Source organism: Roseobacter sp. HKCCD5988 (assembly GCF_037830355.1).
Lineage (GTDB): Bacteria > Pseudomonadota > Alphaproteobacteria > Rhodobacterales > Rhodobacteraceae > M30B80.
Map to the genome: position 1 here is coordinate 458,247 of NZ_JBBLYJ010000001.1, position 14,370 is coordinate 472,616.

Annotated in this window: 15 protein-coding genes; 5 read left to right on the top strand and 10 right to left on the bottom strand. The window is 57.3% G+C overall.

Features of this window, described 5'->3' with window-relative positions; translation table 11 throughout:
- The 8 genes from AAC636_RS02325 to AAC636_RS02360 form a co-directional block, all read right to left on the bottom strand.
- Complete coding sequence (locus tag AAC636_RS02325) at positions 1-1,140, bottom strand: DNA recombination protein RmuC (protein ID WP_340252919.1); 1,140 nt, start codon at positions 1,138-1,140, stop codon at positions 1-3.
- A 3-nt stretch (positions 1,141-1,143) separates the two neighbouring features.
- Entirely contained in the window at positions 1,144-3,015 is a 1,872-nt protein-coding gene (gene mutL / locus AAC636_RS02330) for a DNA mismatch repair endonuclease MutL (RefSeq protein ID WP_340300261.1), read from the bottom strand.
- Between the two features lie 46 nt (positions 3,016-3,061).
- Positions 3,062-4,381, bottom strand: coding sequence for a M16 family metallopeptidase (locus AAC636_RS02335; protein ID WP_340300262.1), 1,320 nt, complete (start codon positions 4,379-4,381; stop codon positions 3,062-3,064).
- A 2-nt stretch (positions 4,382-4,383) separates the two neighbouring features.
- Positions 4,384-5,727: a M16 family metallopeptidase gene (locus AAC636_RS02340; RefSeq protein WP_340300263.1), complete on the bottom strand. Its 1,344-nt coding sequence runs from the start codon at positions 5,725-5,727 to the stop codon at positions 4,384-4,386.
- 107 nt (positions 5,728-5,834) lie between these two features.
- Positions 5,835-6,350, bottom strand: a complete 516-nt coding sequence (locus tag AAC636_RS02345; RefSeq protein WP_340252911.1) for a DUF3035 domain-containing protein — start codon at positions 6,348-6,350, stop codon at positions 5,835-5,837.
- Positions 6,351-6,395: 45 nt separating this feature from the next.
- Positions 6,396-6,869 carry a signal peptidase II gene (gene lspA / locus AAC636_RS02350; RefSeq protein WP_340252909.1) on the bottom strand — a complete coding sequence of 158 codons (474 nt, stop codon included), beginning with the start codon at positions 6,867-6,869 and terminating at the stop codon, positions 6,396-6,398.
- Positions 6,870-6,879: 10 nt separating this feature from the next.
- On the bottom strand, positions 6,880-8,469 hold the full coding sequence (gene purH / locus AAC636_RS02355; RefSeq protein ID WP_340300264.1) for a bifunctional phosphoribosylaminoimidazolecarboxamide formyltransferase/IMP cyclohydrolase: 1,590 nt from the start codon (positions 8,467-8,469) through the stop codon (positions 6,880-6,882).
- 352 nt (positions 8,470-8,821) lie between these two features.
- Positions 8,822-10,105, bottom strand: a complete 1,284-nt coding sequence (locus AAC636_RS02360; RefSeq protein ID WP_340300265.1) for an RsmB/NOP family class I SAM-dependent RNA methyltransferase — start codon at positions 10,103-10,105, stop codon at positions 8,822-8,824.
- A gap of 91 nt (positions 10,106-10,196) precedes the next feature.
- Between AAC636_RS02360 and AAC636_RS02365 the strand changes: the two genes are divergently transcribed.
- Positions 10,197-10,382 (top strand): DUF1674 domain-containing protein, encoded by a 186-nt coding sequence (locus AAC636_RS02365; RefSeq protein ID WP_340300266.1) that lies wholly within the window; start codon positions 10,197-10,199, stop codon positions 10,380-10,382.
- 15 nt (positions 10,383-10,397) lie between these two features.
- Here the strand turns inward: AAC636_RS02365 and AAC636_RS02370 are convergent, their stop codons facing one another.
- Both AAC636_RS02370 and dapB read right to left on the bottom strand, forming a co-directional pair.
- Positions 10,398-10,760, bottom strand: a complete 363-nt coding sequence (locus AAC636_RS02370; protein WP_340300267.1) for a dihydrodipicolinate reductase — start codon at positions 10,758-10,760, stop codon at positions 10,398-10,400.
- A gap of 56 nt (positions 10,761-10,816) precedes the next feature.
- Positions 10,817-11,626, bottom strand: a complete 810-nt coding sequence (gene dapB, locus AAC636_RS02375; RefSeq protein WP_340300268.1) for a 4-hydroxy-tetrahydrodipicolinate reductase — start codon at positions 11,624-11,626, stop codon at positions 10,817-10,819.
- A 112-nt stretch (positions 11,627-11,738) separates the two neighbouring features.
- Between dapB and rbfA the strand changes: the two genes are divergently transcribed.
- The 4 genes from rbfA to AAC636_RS02395 are packed head-to-tail and all read left to right on the top strand — an operon-like array spanning position 11,739 to position 14,363.
- Positions 11,739-12,158, top strand: a complete 420-nt coding sequence (rbfA, locus tag AAC636_RS02380; RefSeq protein ID WP_317656742.1) for a 30S ribosome-binding factor RbfA — start codon at positions 11,739-11,741, stop codon at positions 12,156-12,158.
- A complete protein-coding gene (locus AAC636_RS02385) occupies positions 12,142-12,921 on the top strand; it encodes a phosphodiester glycosidase family protein (RefSeq protein WP_340300269.1) in 780 nt (259 codons plus the stop codon). Before rbfA ends, AAC636_RS02385 begins: the two co-directional genes overlap by 17 nt.
- A 33-nt stretch (positions 12,922-12,954) precedes the next feature.
- Positions 12,955-13,860, top strand: coding sequence for a tRNA pseudouridine(55) synthase TruB (gene truB, locus AAC636_RS02390; RefSeq protein WP_340300270.1), 906 nt, complete (start codon positions 12,955-12,957; stop codon positions 13,858-13,860).
- Positions 13,857-14,363: a DUF1643 domain-containing protein gene (locus tag AAC636_RS02395; RefSeq protein WP_340300271.1), complete on the top strand. Its 507-nt coding sequence runs from the start codon at positions 13,857-13,859 to the stop codon at positions 14,361-14,363. Before truB ends, AAC636_RS02395 begins: the two co-directional genes overlap by 4 nt.
- The last annotated feature ends 7 nt before the right edge of the window (positions 14,364-14,370 follow it).

Here is a 14,370-nt window from a genome sequence, read left to right on the forward strand (position 1 = left end):
CTACTTATCGGGAAGCGGTGGCATTGGGTCAGGGGCGATTTCCTCGAAATCGAAATTATCAAGCTTGATCGCCCGTTTGCCCGCGCGTTCTGCGGCGATTGAAATATCATCAATATCTTTGCGCGCCTGCCCGAAATGGGTGTTCAACTTATTCACCCGCTCGAACACCAGTTCCACATCACGATGCAACAGGCCCAGTTGCTTGCGGATCGCGCCTGCTTGCTCGCGCATCCGTGCATCTTTGAGAACCGCCCGCATCGTGTTGAGCGTGGCCATGCAAGTGGTGGGGGATACAATCCAGACCCGTGCCGCGAACCCTTCGCGGACAATCTCAGGAAAATTGGCGTGCAATTCGGCATAAACCGCTTCGGATGGCAGGAACATCAGCGCGCCATCGGCAGTTTCACCCTCAAGAATGTAGCGCTCAGAAATTGCCTTGATATGGCCGCGCACAGATGTGCGAAAGGCGCGGGCGGCGTCTTGGGTTTCTTGTGCGGTCTTTGCTGCGCGCAATGCCTCATAGGCCTCTAGCGGGAATTTGCTGTCGATCACAATCGGGCCGGGGGGTTTAGGCAGATGGATCAAGCAATCGGCGCGCTTTCCGTTTGAGAGGGTCGCTTGGAACGCATAGCTGTCACTGGGCAGCGCCTTTGAGACAATATCATTGAGCTGGATCTCGCCAAATGCGCCGCGCGTTTGCTTGTTCGAAAGAATGTCCTGAAGGCCCAAAACATCGCCTGACAGTTTCTCAATCTTGGCCTGCGCCCGATCGATTTGTTCGAGCTTCTGCTGCAATTCCCCAAGACTACGGGCGGTGCGCGTTGATGTGCCGTGCAGCGTCTCACTCATGCCCTTTTGCACTTCCTCAAGGCGGCGCTCCATGGCTTGCAACATCTGTGCTTGGGTCTTGGATTGCAGATCAACCACCTGCGCAAGTCCGCCCGATAGTTGCTGTTGCCCATCAGAAAGAGATTGCACCCGTGCTTCAAGACCGCCAAGGTTGCGGGCCAAGGGTTCCATCATTGCAGCCGATCGATTGGCCGCTTTCACCCCTACAAGGATCACCCAAAAAAGGGCGATGAGGATCACCCCTCCAATGAGTGCGCCAAGGATTATTGGATTGGACAGATCAAGTTGCATCACTTACCTGCGACCAAAAAGTTTTTCAATATCGCTCAAGGCAAGTTCCACATATGTGGGGCGGCCATGATTGCATTGACCGGAATGCGGGGTGGCCTCCATTTCGCGCAAAAGCGCGTTCATTTCTTCCACGCGCATTGCACGCCCCGAACGGATGGATCCGTGACAGGCCACGCGTGACAAGATCGCCTCAATCCGAGCCTGCACCATTTGGCTTTCGCCCATATCGGCAATCTCGTCCAAAATATCGCGCAGCAGTGCCTCGCTGTTGACCGCACCCAGAATGGCAGGGGTTTCGCGCACGGCAAGTGCGCGTTCGCCAAAGGGCTCAATGATCAGACCAAATTGTGCAAGACTGTCAGCGTGATCCAAAAGAATGGCGGCATCAGGCCCAAGGGTCACGATATCAGGGATCAGCAAAGCCTGCCGCGCCACGCCGTTGGTGGCCATCTGTTTTTTCAGCCGCTCATAAACCAAGCGTTCATGGGCGGCGTGTTGATCCACGATCACAAGGCCCGTGGCGGTTTGAGCGATGATGTAATTTTCATGCAGTTGCGCCGCGGCCGCCCCCAAAGGATGGTTCTTTTCGGCAAAAGAGGGCGCAGGATCAGGATCTGCTACGCGGTGGGATGGGGCGTCAAATTGGGGGGCTGTTTCAGCGAGGCCAACCTGTTCAGGCGCTTGAAACGCATCGGCGCTGCGATAGGTGCTGGGCCGCGTTTGTGGTGCCGAGTAGCCACCTTGATAGAGCTGCTGCGGCGCGCCACCCTCGGGACGCATGGCGCCCAAGGTTTCTGCGGCCACTGTGCTTGATGCGCGATGGCCCGCCTCGGCCAAGGCATGGCGCAAACTCGAGACAATCAACCCCCGCACGACACCCGCTTCACGGAACCGCACCTCCGCCTTTGCAGGATGCACATTCACATCCACCCGTTCAGGCGGGCATTCGATGAAGAGAGCCGCAGCAGGGTGGCGATCGCGGCTGAGGAAATCGGCATAAGCCCCACGCAGCGCCCCGATCAAAAGCTTGTCGCGCACTGGGCGACCATTGACGAAAAGATATTGGGCCACCGCAGAGCCGCGAGAATAGGTTGGCAGGGCTGCTAGACCGATGAGGCGGATTTCCTCGCGCGATGCGTCAATCTGAAGGGCGTTATCCACAAAATCGCGGCCCATTACTTGGCCCAATCGACTGGAAAGCGCATCAAAGAGATCCCCTATTTCGGGATCAACGGAAAACAGAGTGCGGCGGCCATCGCTGCAATCAATCAATTGGAACCCAACGCTGGGCTCGGCCATGGCGAGGCGTTTGATCACATCGGTGATTGCTTGGGTTTCGGCGCGTTCGGTTTTGAGGAATTTCAGTCGCGCGGGGGTTGCGAAAAACAGATCGCGCAACTCTACCACCGTGCCAAGTGACATGGAGGCGGGTTTGATCCGCTCTTGCCGTCCACCCGAGACAGAGATCTCATGACCATCCTCACCAGCTGCGCGGCTGGTGATGGTCAGGCGGCCAACCGCGCCCAAACTGGGCAGCGCCTCGCCACGAAAGCCGAAACTTTGAATATTCAACAGGTCTGAGCCGTCAATCTTAGATGTCGCATGGCGAGAGAGGGCCATGGGCAAATCTTCAGGCCCCATGCCGCAGCCATCATCACTAACGCGGATCAAGGTTTTGCCGCCATGTGCGATTTCTACTGTGATCCGCCGTGCCCCTGCATCGATCGCGTTTTCCACCAATTCCTTGACCGCGGAGGCTGGCCGCTCCACGACTTCGCCTGCCGCGATTCGGTTGATTGCCGCTTCATCAAGCTGGCGGATCACCGGGCGCGCTACGGCTTCATTGGCATTTATGTTGTGGTCAGGCTTTCCCATGCCACTATCAGTAGCACGCGCCTGCACGATTCGGAAATGGAACGCGTCAGGGGGCGGTGTTCAGTCCTTCGGGTTGCCCCACAACCACGGTTAGCATTTTATCAACATCCAAAAGCCGTTTTGCGACACGGGCGATGTCCTCAGATGTGACCGCCTCAACGAAGGCATTGCGGTTCGCGATATAGTCAATCGGCATCCCGCTTTGCTGCATCCCTGCCATGATCCCTGCAATGGATCCATTTCCGTCAAAGCGAAGGGGATAGGCCCCCGTCATATAGCGTTTGGCGCGCAGTAATTCCTCGTCAGTTACGCCATTTTCTGCGACATCGCGCAGGATTTGATCGACCAGTTCTAATGCTTGGCCAACGGTGGCGTTTGATGAGGAGAATTGTCCAAGCCACATGGGCTGCCAATCGGCTGTCGAGAGGCTTGTGCCAACCCCATAGGTCAACCCACGCTTCACGCGCAGTTCTTCCATCAGCCGCGCGCGGAACCCTCCCCCAATGATTTCATTCAACACGAAGGCAGGGAAAAAATCGGGGTCATCCATCGCAATCCCTTCCATCCCAAAAAGGATCACGGATTGCGGGCTTGGATAGTCAATCACGGCTTGGCGTGTGTTTGGTGAAAACCCTGCCATGCTCGGCAAAGCAGGCCCTGTCTGTGGCAGCCCCTCAAGAAGGCGGTCAATGAGATCGCCCAATTCCTCGGCAGTGATGTCGCCCGATGCGCCAATGGACACCCGTGATGTGACCAAAGCATTGCGATGGGCCGTGATCAGATCATCGCGAGTCAAGGACGCAATGCTGTCTGGGGTACCTTCTTCGGCGGAAGCATAAGGGTGGTCGCCAAAGGCCAAGGCATTAAATGTCTGGCCTGCAATTGCATTTGGGTCTTGCGCTTGGCTTGCGAGTATTGACTGAATTTGCCCCCGCACCCGTTCAATGGCATCGGCATCAAAGCGAGGATTGCTTAACGTCTCGTGCAAAAGTGCTGCCGCCGCATCGCGATTTTCCGTCAGCATGCGTGCGCTGATGGCCACAGTATCGCGATAGGATGAAAATGAAAATTCTGCGGCCAAGCCCTGCACAGCCTCGGCAAAGCCCTGTGCCGTGAGATCACCTGCGCCTTCCTCAAGCAGGCCTGTCATCATATAGGTCGCCCCGCGTTTGCCAGGTTCATCCAAATTCGTGCCGCCCTCAAAGCGAATATCAAGCGCCACAAAGGGGATTGAATGATCTTCAACCAACCATGCGCTATGGCCATTGGGGCTGAGGACGGGCTGAATTTGAATTTCCGCACGCAGCGGTGTGACGAGGGAGATAACAGCAAAAAGTGCGGCAGAGATATGTTTGACGAAATGCATGATTAATTCTCCGCCGCCTGTGCTTGGGTCAAATAGCCAGTCACGCGTGGCGCATCTGCAAACAGTGCCCGCGCCGCATCCATAACATTGTCCATCGTGGTGGCCGCAATCACATCTGGCCAGTTTTGGACATCTTCCACTTCAAGCCCTGAGGTCAGGGCCATCCCGTAAAGCCGCGCAAGCCCCGAAGCATTATCGCGCGCATAGATATCCGAGGCCTCATATAGAAGTTTGATCCGTTCAAACTGGTTTGGATCAATCCCGCGCTCTAGAAACTCTGCAATGACGTGATCCAGATCGGCTTCCGCCTCTGCAAGGGTGACGCCCGCGCTTGGCATATTGATCAAGGTGAATTGCGTGTCGTCAAGGCTGAGGCCCGAGTAATAGGCAGTCGCAAAGACCGAGCGCTGTGTGTCGAATTGCAAGGCGCGCCCCAAGACGGAGGTAGAAGGGGCACCCCCCAAGATTTCAGCCAACAGGCTGAGGGCTGCGGCGTCTTCTTGCGCGCCATGGTCGCGCTCGGGCGCGCGATAGCTGCGCATCACATAAGGCTGCGCGACACGTTCATCGGCAAATTCAAATCGTTGATCTTGTGGAAGGGCGGCATCTTCGACCCGTGCGCGGGCGGGCAATTCTGCAGAAGCGAGCGCGCCGTAATGGGTTTGCGCCAGTCTGCGCACCTCCTCAGGGGTCACATCACCTGCCACAACAAGGATGGCGTTATTTGGGGCGTAATAGGTTTCGTAAAAGGCCAACGCATCTTCGCGGCTGAGCGTCTCCATTTCCGTCCGCCACCCGATGACCGGAATGCCGTAAGGGTGGCTTGGATAGGCCAATTGGCGGAATTCTTCGTTAAACAGCGCGCCTGGATTGCTATCTGTGCGCTGTGCGCGTTCTTCTAATATCACGCTGCGCTCTGTCTCTACCTCATCAGGGTTGAGGCGCAGATTGGCCATGCGGTCGGCCTCAAGCTCCATCATCAAGGGCAAGCGGTCAGCGGCCACGCGTTGGAAATAGGCCGTATAATCCCACGAGGTGAACGCGTTATCATCGCCGCCATTTTCTTCGACAATGCGCGAAAACTCTCCGCTTTCGCGGGTTTCTGTTTCTTTGAACATCAAATGTTCAAGGAAATGCGCGATGCCTGATTTGCCTTCAGGTTCATCTGCCGCACCGGTGCGATACCAGACCATATGCACAACGGCGGGGCTGCGGTGATCTTCGATCACAACCACATCCATGCCATTGTCCAAGGTAAAGCTCGTCACATCGCCAGAGGTTTGCGCGTAGCCTGTGCCGATTGGCAGCAATGCAAGCCCCACTAAAGCCGCAATGATCCTGCGCATAACTCCTCCTAGGTTGGCCTATGTGCAAAAACAGATAGGCCGCCGCTGCACAGGGTTCAATCAGCCGCGCGCAAGGGCGCGGTCACAAAGTGATGATCAATGCGGGCTTACTGCGGCTGCGGCTCGGGGGGTGCGGCGGGGGTGCGAATGCCCGCACGGCGCAGACGCTCAAGTTCGGCATAACGATCCAAGGAGATCGGGCGATAGGCGCGGTAATAGACATTCACGCCAAAGACCCGCTCCAAGAGCCGCCCATCATTGTCACGGCGGAAGGCCAAATCTTCCGCAGCCAATTGGTCGCGGATGCCCTCTTCAATACCAAAGCGTGTCGCGTGGGCCAAAAGGCTGTTGGTTACACCACCGCCGCGCGCTGCATTTCCGCCAAGCGCGGCAATCGCATCTGACTCAGGGGTCGGGTCGGTGCGGTTTGTGCCACCGGGTGTTGGTTCAGGCAGCGCCGCCAAATCCGTTGGGATTTCAATGGGGCGTGTTGGCAAAATGGCAAATTCATCTGGGCCAGATTGGTTGGCGCGTAAATTCATCAAAGATGGGTCGCCCTGTGAACAGGCGGCAAGGCCCATCAGGGCGCAAAAGGTCAGGAGAATATGCGGTTTGCGGCTCATAAAATCCTCCATGGCACAAAGCACCACGTCATGCCAAGGCTTCTCTCATACCTTGGGCTTTTCGTCATTCGAAAACAAGAGCAACCCGAACACACCCGCAAATATACCGATATCTGCGATATTAAACGTATAGGGGTTATTGATCCCGCAGCAGGACATGTTCAGGAAATCCACAACCGCCCCGTGATAGAGGCGGTCAAACGCATTTCCCAAAGCCCCACCTGCCACTGAGCCCGCCGCAATCGCACTGAGTTTGCTCTGGCTGTTGCGGCCCAGCAGGATCATCCACGCGGAAACCGCAAGCGCCAAAGCAATCAAACCATAACGCAGAAGGTCGGGGCTGTTGGCGAAGAGGCCAAAATTTATCCCGCGGTTCCAACCCATGATGAAATTCAGATAGGGCGGCATGACCGAGACCTGTCCGACACGATCTAGATCAAGCACTAAAAGCATGATCCATTTGCTGGCCTGATCAAGGATGATCCAAAACAGTGCGGCAATAAGTGTTAAACGGGTCATCATGCCCCCCTTAGTGACGGAAATGGCGCATTCCTGTAAAGACCATCGCAAGGCCTGCCTCATCGGCGGCAGCGATCACCTCGTCATCGCGCATGGAGCCGCCCGGTTGGATTACCGCCTTGGCCCCTGCCTCTGCAGCCGAAAGCAGACCATCGGGGAAGGGGAAGAAAGCGTCAGAGGCCAAAACTGAACCAATCGCAGGGCTTTGCGCAAGACCAAGGATGTCGGCCATATCCTGCGCCTTGCGCGCGGCAATGCGCGAACTGTCGACACGGCTCATCTGGCCTGCGCCGATGCCAACAGTGGCGCCGTCGTTGACATAGACAATCGCGTTCGATTTGACGTGCTTGGCCACTTTCCATGCGAACAGCAAATCAGTGAGCTGCGCATCGGATGGTTTGAGTTTGGTCACGACTTTCAAATTGCTCAGATCAATTTGGCCATTGTCTTTATCTTGCACCAGATACCCGCCTGAAACTTGGCGGATGGTCATCGCGGCTGCTTTTGGGTCTGCAAGCGCATCTGTGGTCAAGAGGCGTAGATTTTTCTTTGCGGCGAAAATGGCGCGCGCTTCCTCATCTGCACCGGGGGCAATGACAACCTCGGTGAAGATCTTTGTGATTTCCTCTGCGGTCGCACCATCAAGCGGTTGGTTGAAGGCGATAATCCCCCCAAAGGCCGATGTGCGGTCGCAGTCAAAGGCCCGCAAATAGGCCTCGGTCAGGCTTGCGCCGCGGGCAACGCCACAGGGATTGGCATGTTTGATAATCGCACAGGCAGGGCCGCCATCGGGCAAGAACTCGCTGACCAATTCAAAGGCTGCGTCTGTGTCGTTGATGTTATTGTAGGACAGCTCTTTGCCTTGGTGCTGTTTCGCGGTGGCAACGCCCGCGCGGCCTGTTCCATCGGTATAAAAGGCCGCCGCTTGATGTGGGTTTTCGCCGTAACGCAACGACTGCACCAAGCGCCCTGCCACAGCACGGCGGCGCGGTGCGGGATCCCCCAAAGCATCTGCCATCCAAGTTGAGACAGCCGCATCATAGGCGGCGGTGCGAGCATAGGCGGTCTGCGCCAAAGTTTGGCGGAAGCGCAGCGTGGTTTGGCCGCCTTGCGCATCCAACTCGGCCAGAAGGGCAGTATAATCTTCGGGATCGGTCACAACGCTGACAAAACCGTGGTTCTTTGCGGCAGCGCGGATCATCGCGGGCCCGCCGATGTCGATATTCTCAACGCAGTCTTCGTAGCTTGCCCCTTTGGCGACAGTCGCCTCGAACGGGTAGAGATTGACCACCAATAGATCGATCGGCGCGATGTTATGCTCGGCCATGGCGGCTTGGTGATCAGGATTGTCACGCAAAGCTAGCAAGCCGCCATGCACCATCGGGTGCAGGGTTTTGACGCGGCCATCCATCATTTCAGGAAATTTTGTAACCTCGGAAACATCACGCACCGCAAGACCTGCCTCGCGCAGGGCTTTGGCTGTGCCGCCTGTCGACAAAAGATCAACCCCCCGTGCGGCCAAGGCCGTGGCAAACTCAATCAGACCTGTCTTGTCAGAAACAGAGATCAGGGCGCGGGAGAGGGGGGCGAGATCGGTCATGGAGTTTCCTTGGCATTTGCATCAATCACGGGGTCGCATGATGCCCCCGTGCTATTGGGCGCGCAGAAAACACCATCCGATGGCGCCCCCATAATCTGCCAGCGTGGAAAAGAGAACCACCTGTTTTGTCGCGCGCGGATTTCGATGGTCGGGGTCAAAGTAAACCGAAGGGCGCAAATCCGCGATGCTGAGCCTCAAATGAACACGGCCCGCAGCCTGATGAGGTTGCGACACGGATAGGGCAGGCACCGATTGCGATCCCCTGATCGGGAGCGGGAGTGATGTCATTATGCGTATAATTCAAGCAGCTGGCCAAGCGGTCTGTCTTGTGTAGCGGCTTGAACCTGCGCTGTCACCGCTTTTGCAAAAGCGCCATGTAAAATCCGTCAATTCCGCCACGATCTTGCCAGTAATGCGGTAAGATACGCAGACCGCCTTCGGCACTGATCCATGCGGGATCAACCCCAAGCGCCTTGGGAGCAAGTGGCAAGACGGCGAGATTAGCGTGTCGTTTCAGCGCGGCTTTGATTTGGTTTTCACCCTCATTGGGCAAGAGCGAGCAGGTGCAAAACACCATGCGCCCGCCTGTGTCCAAAAGCGATATAGCATGATCAAGCATTTGCATTTGCAGCTTTGTCAGCGCTTCCACTTCACGGGCGGATTTGACGAAGGGTAGGTCAGGGTGCCGTCTTATTGTTCCTGTCGCCGAGCAGGGTGCATCAAGCACGATGATAGGCCAAGGGCCACTGTCGAATTCCAACGCGTCAGCCGTGACCATATCCGCCGACAGGCCTGTGCGGCGTAGATTGTCACGCACGCGGCCCATACGGTGTTTCGACAAATCAAGAGCGGTGACCTTCGCCCCTGCTGCTGCAAGCTGCATGGTCTTGCCGCCAGGTGCTGCGCACAGATCAAGCACTGGTTGCCCTGACACATCGCCTAAGAGTTTCACAGGAAGGGCGGCGGCGGCATCTTGCACCCAAAACGCACCCGCCTCATAGCCGCCTAGCGTGGATATTTGGGTTTGGCGCGGCAATCGGATGCTGCCTGTGGGCAAGGGTTCACCTGCCTCGAAGGGGGCGCTTTGGTCGCGTAAGGTGATGTCAATTGGCGCAGCTGCCTCATGCGCGGCTTCAATCGCGCGGGTTGCGGTTTCGCCCCATGCCCCCCCAACTGCTTTGCGCAACCAAACGGGCAAAGTTTGTGGGGCCAGTTGTGCCCATCTTGCGCGCCCTTCTTGATCGACCTTACGCAGGACAGCGTTGATCAAACCGGCCGCGCCGCCTGTTGCGCGGCCTTGTTTGGCGATGGCAACAGCCGCGTTGACCACGCCATAGGCTTCGGCTTCATCAAGCAACAATTCTGCAACCCCAAGACGCAAAATATTTTGGGCCAATGGGTGTGGACGGCGCTCGAGATAGTCAGACAGCAAGGTGTCAATGCGGCCTGTGTGGCGCAGCACCGTTTGGGCCAAACGCTCGGCGCGGGCGCGATCCTCGGGGGCAAGACCCCGCGGTTGGTCGAGATGAGCGACCATCTGGCGGTCAAGATAAACCGCGCGCAAAATGGCCAATGCGGCCTTGCGGGGGCCTAAACCTTGGGTGTCTTGGCGACCCTCTTCGCGTGTCCGCGCCATTTTCTATCCTTGTCTCTGGGTTTCGCTGCCGTATATCACGGGGGAGACAGAGATCAATCATGCAGCCCTTTTGCTGCGCTATGAGGCCGCTATGAGTGAGACTAAGACGGACAAGCGTGACCTGCCGCCCGCTGCACAGAGGGCCTTGGCTGAGGCGGAAGCCCGCCGCGCTGAGGCGGGAGCGGTAGAATTGCCCAAGGAGCTTGGGGGGCGCGATGGCCCCGAACCCGTGCGCTATGGCGATTGGGAGAAAAAAGGCATCGCCATTGACTTTTGATGCGGGGCCTGCCACCTAGCGCAGTGTCAGGTCAGCATAGATGCCCGCGCCCTCATCAGCCGTAAATCGCAGGGTGCCCTCCCGCTCCTCCACCAATTGGCAATTATATTCTAGTGGCTCTGCGCCAAAGCTGAGATTGCGGCAGAAATAGCCATTTTGCCACGCCCAATCCCCCGTAACTGGGCGTCCAAAGGCGCGTCCCGTGATGTCGCCATCAGGCTCAACCGTCAATCGAATGCCAAAACGGGTAAGTTCGCGCCCTTCGATCAAAGAAACGAACCTTGCCCGATCCGTCACGGGCGTAAAGCCTTCCGCCGCTGCGGCATTCGCCACAATCAAGACACCAAGCATTGTGCCGAGCGCCAATCTGTTCAGCATAGTCTGCTCCGTAACCAACATCTATCGCTGTGTTACGAAAGATAGAGCGACTTAGATCACAGTCCAAGCACATCCAGCATAGAAAATTCACCTGGGCCTTGGTCTTGTGCCCAAATAGCGGCCTTAAGGGCGCCGCGCGCAAAAATGGAGCGATCCGTTGCAATATGGCGCAGGATAAGACGTTCCCCTGCCGCCGCAAAGATCACATCATGCTCGCCGACAATATCGCCGCCTCGAATGGCAGAAAAACCTATTGCGCCCGCCTCCCGCGCGCCCGTGATCCCGTCACGGCCTGCATCGCGGACATCTGCAAGGGAAACCCCGCGCCCCTCTGCGGCGGCTTCGCCGAGCATGATGGCCGTGCCAGAAGGGGCATCAACCTTGCGGTTGTGATGCGCCTCCACGATTTCAATGTCGAAATCCTCATCCAATGCAGCGGCCACCTGTTTGGTGATCTGCACGAGCAGGTTGACCCCAAGGCTCATATTGCCTGCGCGCACGATGGTGGCATGGCGGGCGGCGGCCTTGAGTTTTGCAAGCGCTGCATCATCCATGCCCGTTGTGCCAATGACATGGGCCACACGGGCTTGGGCCGCCAAAACTGAATGCGCCACCGTGGCTTCAGGCGATGTGAAGTCGATGATGGCTTTGGCTTTGGGCAAAATTTCAAGAAGGTCGTCCACGACTGGCACACCCATCTCACCGCGCCCCATGGCTGCGCCCAAATCCTGACCGATCCATGTATGGCCTGGGCGTTCGGTGACGCCGACCAAATGGGTGGCGGGGTTGGCCTCTACGGTTTCGATCAACATCCGCCCCATGCGGCCTGATGCGCCTGTAATGATGATCCCGATTGACTCGCTCATGCCATCCTCCTGTGTTCCCTTCCCTCTACCCCAAGCGATGCAAATCGGAAAGCCCGCGCTTGCGAGGCGGGCCATGATCGCCTAGATGCGAGAGAGACTTAGGAGAGTGCGGATGGCAAAAAACAAGTTCCATGAGGGGCCAGGCCCGTCACAGCGCCAGTTGCGCGTGGGCGAATTGATCCGCCGCACTCTGTCCGATGTGCTGAACCGCGGCGAAGTGCATGATGCCGAGCTTAATCGCCTGTCAATCACAGTGGGCGAAGTGCGCGCGACCCCAGACCTCAAAGTGGCGCATGTTTACGTGATGCCGTTAGGCGGTGGTCAGCGCGAGGAAGCCCTGACAGCGCTGCGGCGCAACACGGGCGAATTACGCCGCGCCATCAGTCGTGAGATGACGCTGAAATATGCACCTGACCTGCGGTTTTTGATTGATGAAACCTTTGATCGCATGGACGAGACGCGCCGTATGTTTGCCGATGAAAAAGTGCGCCGCGATGTCGAGGCCCCAGATCGCGATGACGGGGAAGATTAAATCACTGCTTTTGGGCGCCTTATGTGCGCTGGGCGGAGGCGGGCCTGCAGTCCTATGGGCGGATCAGGCGCCTGTATCTTGCGCGGATTTTCGCTTTGAAGAAACGCCCTTCACCGCTTGTGAAATTGATCTGACCCGCGCTCAGATGCGGCTCTTTCTACGCGATGGTGCGGGCGAGATTTTTGGTTCTTTCCTCAATGTGGCAGACAGCTTACCTGAAAATCAGGTTTTGGCCTTTGCGATGAATGGCGGGATGTATCACCCTGATCGCCGACCTGTCGGTCTTTATGTTGAGCAAGGCCAAGAGGAGATGCGGATCATAACATCTGACGGGCCAGGTAATTTTGGCCTTCTGCCAAATGGCGTTTTCTGCCTGAATGCAGGGAAGGCCGCGGTGATTGAGGCGCGCAACTTTGAAGCCGCGCCACCCGTTTGCGAATATGCGACACAATCTGGCCCGATGTTGGTGATTGATGGTGCGTTGCATCCCGCCTTTTTGCCCGACAGCACATCGCGATATATTCGCAACGGCGTTGGCGTTCGGATGGAGGGGACATATGTCGTGGCGGTGATTTCTGATGCGCCTGTCACATTCCACCAATTTGCCCGCGTGTTTCAGGATCATTTCGCCATCAACAACGCGCTGTTTTTGGACGGAAACGTATCCCGCTTCTATGCACCGCAATTGGGGCGCGCGGATTTCGGTTTGCCCCTTGGGCCGATCTTAGGGGCTGTGGTTGACGCGCAAACAGGCCTAGAGTAACGCGACCCCTCTTGGATTTTGGAAGGATCACGCATGGCACGGCGCAAACGGGGACGCGACATTTCAGGCTGGTTGATTGTCGATAAACCTACGGGGGTGAGTTCCAACTTTGTGGTGAACAAAGTGAAATGGGCGTTGGATGCGAATAAAGCGGGCCATGCAGGCACGCTTGATCCTGAGGCGACAGGTCTCTTGGCGGTGGCGCTTGGCGAAGCAACCAAGACGGTGCCTTACATCACCGATGCCCTCAAAGCCTATGAGTTTGAAGTCACCTTTGGCGCGGCGACCAATACTGATGATGCCGAGGGCGAGGTGACCGCGCGCTCTGAGTTGAGGCCGAGTGATGACGACATTCGTGCGGGCCTAGCCACGTTTCGGGGGCATATCACGCAAATTCCGCCGCAGTATTCAGCTGTGAAAATAGATGGCCAGCGCGCCTATGCCTTGGCGCGCGCGGGCGAAGATTTGGAACTATCCGCGCGACCGCTTTACGTTGAGACGCTTGATCTGGTTTCGCGCAAAAACCCTGAGTCTGCTGTCTTAGAGATGGTCTGCGGCAAGGGTGGTTATGTGCGCGCGATTGCGCGCGATTTGGGTGCCGCATTGGGCTGTTACGGCCATGTTGCGTGGTTGCGCCGTCTGTGGTCGGGGCCTTTTGACTTGGACGATGCTGTGAGCTTGGAACAGGTTGAATTGGCCGCAAAAACCACGGCGCTTGATGCGGCTCTCTTGCCACTCGAACATGCGTTGGACGGTTTGCCACATTTGCGCGCAACCTCAGAAGGCGCGCAGCGCCTGCGGGTTGGAAACCCTGGGCAGGTGATGGATGCTGCACCCAATTATGGTGATCAAGCATGGGCCAGTTTTGAGGGGCGGCCTGTTGCCATTGGGCGGTATATGGGGGGCGAGCTGCATCCGAGCCGCGTGTTCAACCTGTGATCCGCCGCGCGTTCCAAAAGGGTGATGCCGCGTCAGAGGCGGTCTATTCCGATTGCGAGGCCTATCGCTATAGCCTCACGCGGATTTGGGAGGGGGACGGCCAGCGCGTGGGGTTTGTGATGCTGAACCCCTCCACCGCGACCGAGACGCAAAACGACCCCACAGTCGAGCGCTGCGAACGCCGTGCGCGCGCGCTTGGGTTTGGCAGCTTCACAGTGGTGAATATTTTCGCATGGCGCGACACAGACCCCCGCGCGATGCGTGCCGCCGCTGATCCGATTGGGCCTGCCAATGATGATGCCATTTTAGAATGCGCAACTGCAGCGCATCAGATCATCTGTGCATGGGGGGCGCATGGGGCGTTTTTGGGGCGGGGGGCGCAGGTGGCGGCATTGCTGCGCCAAGTTGAAAAACCGCTTTACCATTTGGGATTGTCGAAGGAAGGTCATCCCAAACACCCGCTCTATATTCCCTATTCGACCACGCCAATTTTGTGGAATTGATCTTGGA

Bases quoted from the DNA above. Each gene is read 5' to 3' on its own strand.
- AAC636_RS02325 (WP_340252919.1), bottom strand. From the start codon at position 1,140: ATGCAACTTGATCTGTCCAATCCAATAATCCTTGGCGCACTCATTGGA.
- AAC636_RS02370 (WP_340300267.1), bottom strand. From the start codon at position 10,760: ATGCTGAACAGATTGGCGCTCGGCACAATGCTTGGTGTCTTGATTGTG.
- AAC636_RS02335 (WP_340300262.1), bottom strand. From the start codon at position 4,381: ATGCATTTCGTCAAACATATCTCTGCCGCACTTTTTGCTGTTATCTCC.
- AAC636_RS02385 (WP_340300269.1), top strand. From the start codon at position 12,142: ATGACGGGGAAGATTAAATCACTGCTTTTGGGCGCCTTATGTGCGCTG.
- AAC636_RS02345 (WP_340252911.1), bottom strand. From the start codon at position 6,350: ATGAGCCGCAAACCGCATATTCTCCTGACCTTTTGCGCCCTGATGGGC.
- AAC636_RS02360 (WP_340300265.1), bottom strand. From the start codon at position 10,105: ATGGCGCGGACACGCGAAGAGGGTCGCCAAGACACCCAAGGTTTAGGC.
- dapB (WP_340300268.1), bottom strand. From the start codon at position 11,626: ATGAGCGAGTCAATCGGGATCATCATTACAGGCGCATCAGGCCGCATG.
- rbfA (WP_317656742.1), top strand. From the start codon at position 11,739: ATGGCAAAAAACAAGTTCCATGAGGGGCCAGGCCCGTCACAGCGCCAG.
- purH (WP_340300264.1), bottom strand. From the start codon at position 8,469: ATGACCGATCTCGCCCCCCTCTCCCGCGCCCTGATCTCTGTTTCTGAC.
- AAC636_RS02340 (WP_340300263.1), bottom strand. From the start codon at position 5,727: ATGCGCAGGATCATTGCGGCTTTAGTGGGGCTTGCATTGCTGCCAATC.
- mutL (WP_340300261.1), bottom strand. From the start codon at position 3,015: ATGGGAAAGCCTGACCACAACATAAATGCCAATGAAGCCGTAGCGCGC.
- AAC636_RS02365 (WP_340300266.1), top strand. From the start codon at position 10,197: ATGAGTGAGACTAAGACGGACAAGCGTGACCTGCCGCCCGCTGCACAG.
- truB (WP_340300270.1), top strand. From the start codon at position 12,955: ATGGCACGGCGCAAACGGGGACGCGACATTTCAGGCTGGTTGATTGTC.
- lspA (WP_340252909.1), bottom strand. From the start codon at position 6,869: ATGACCCGTTTAACACTTATTGCCGCACTGTTTTGGATCATCCTTGAT.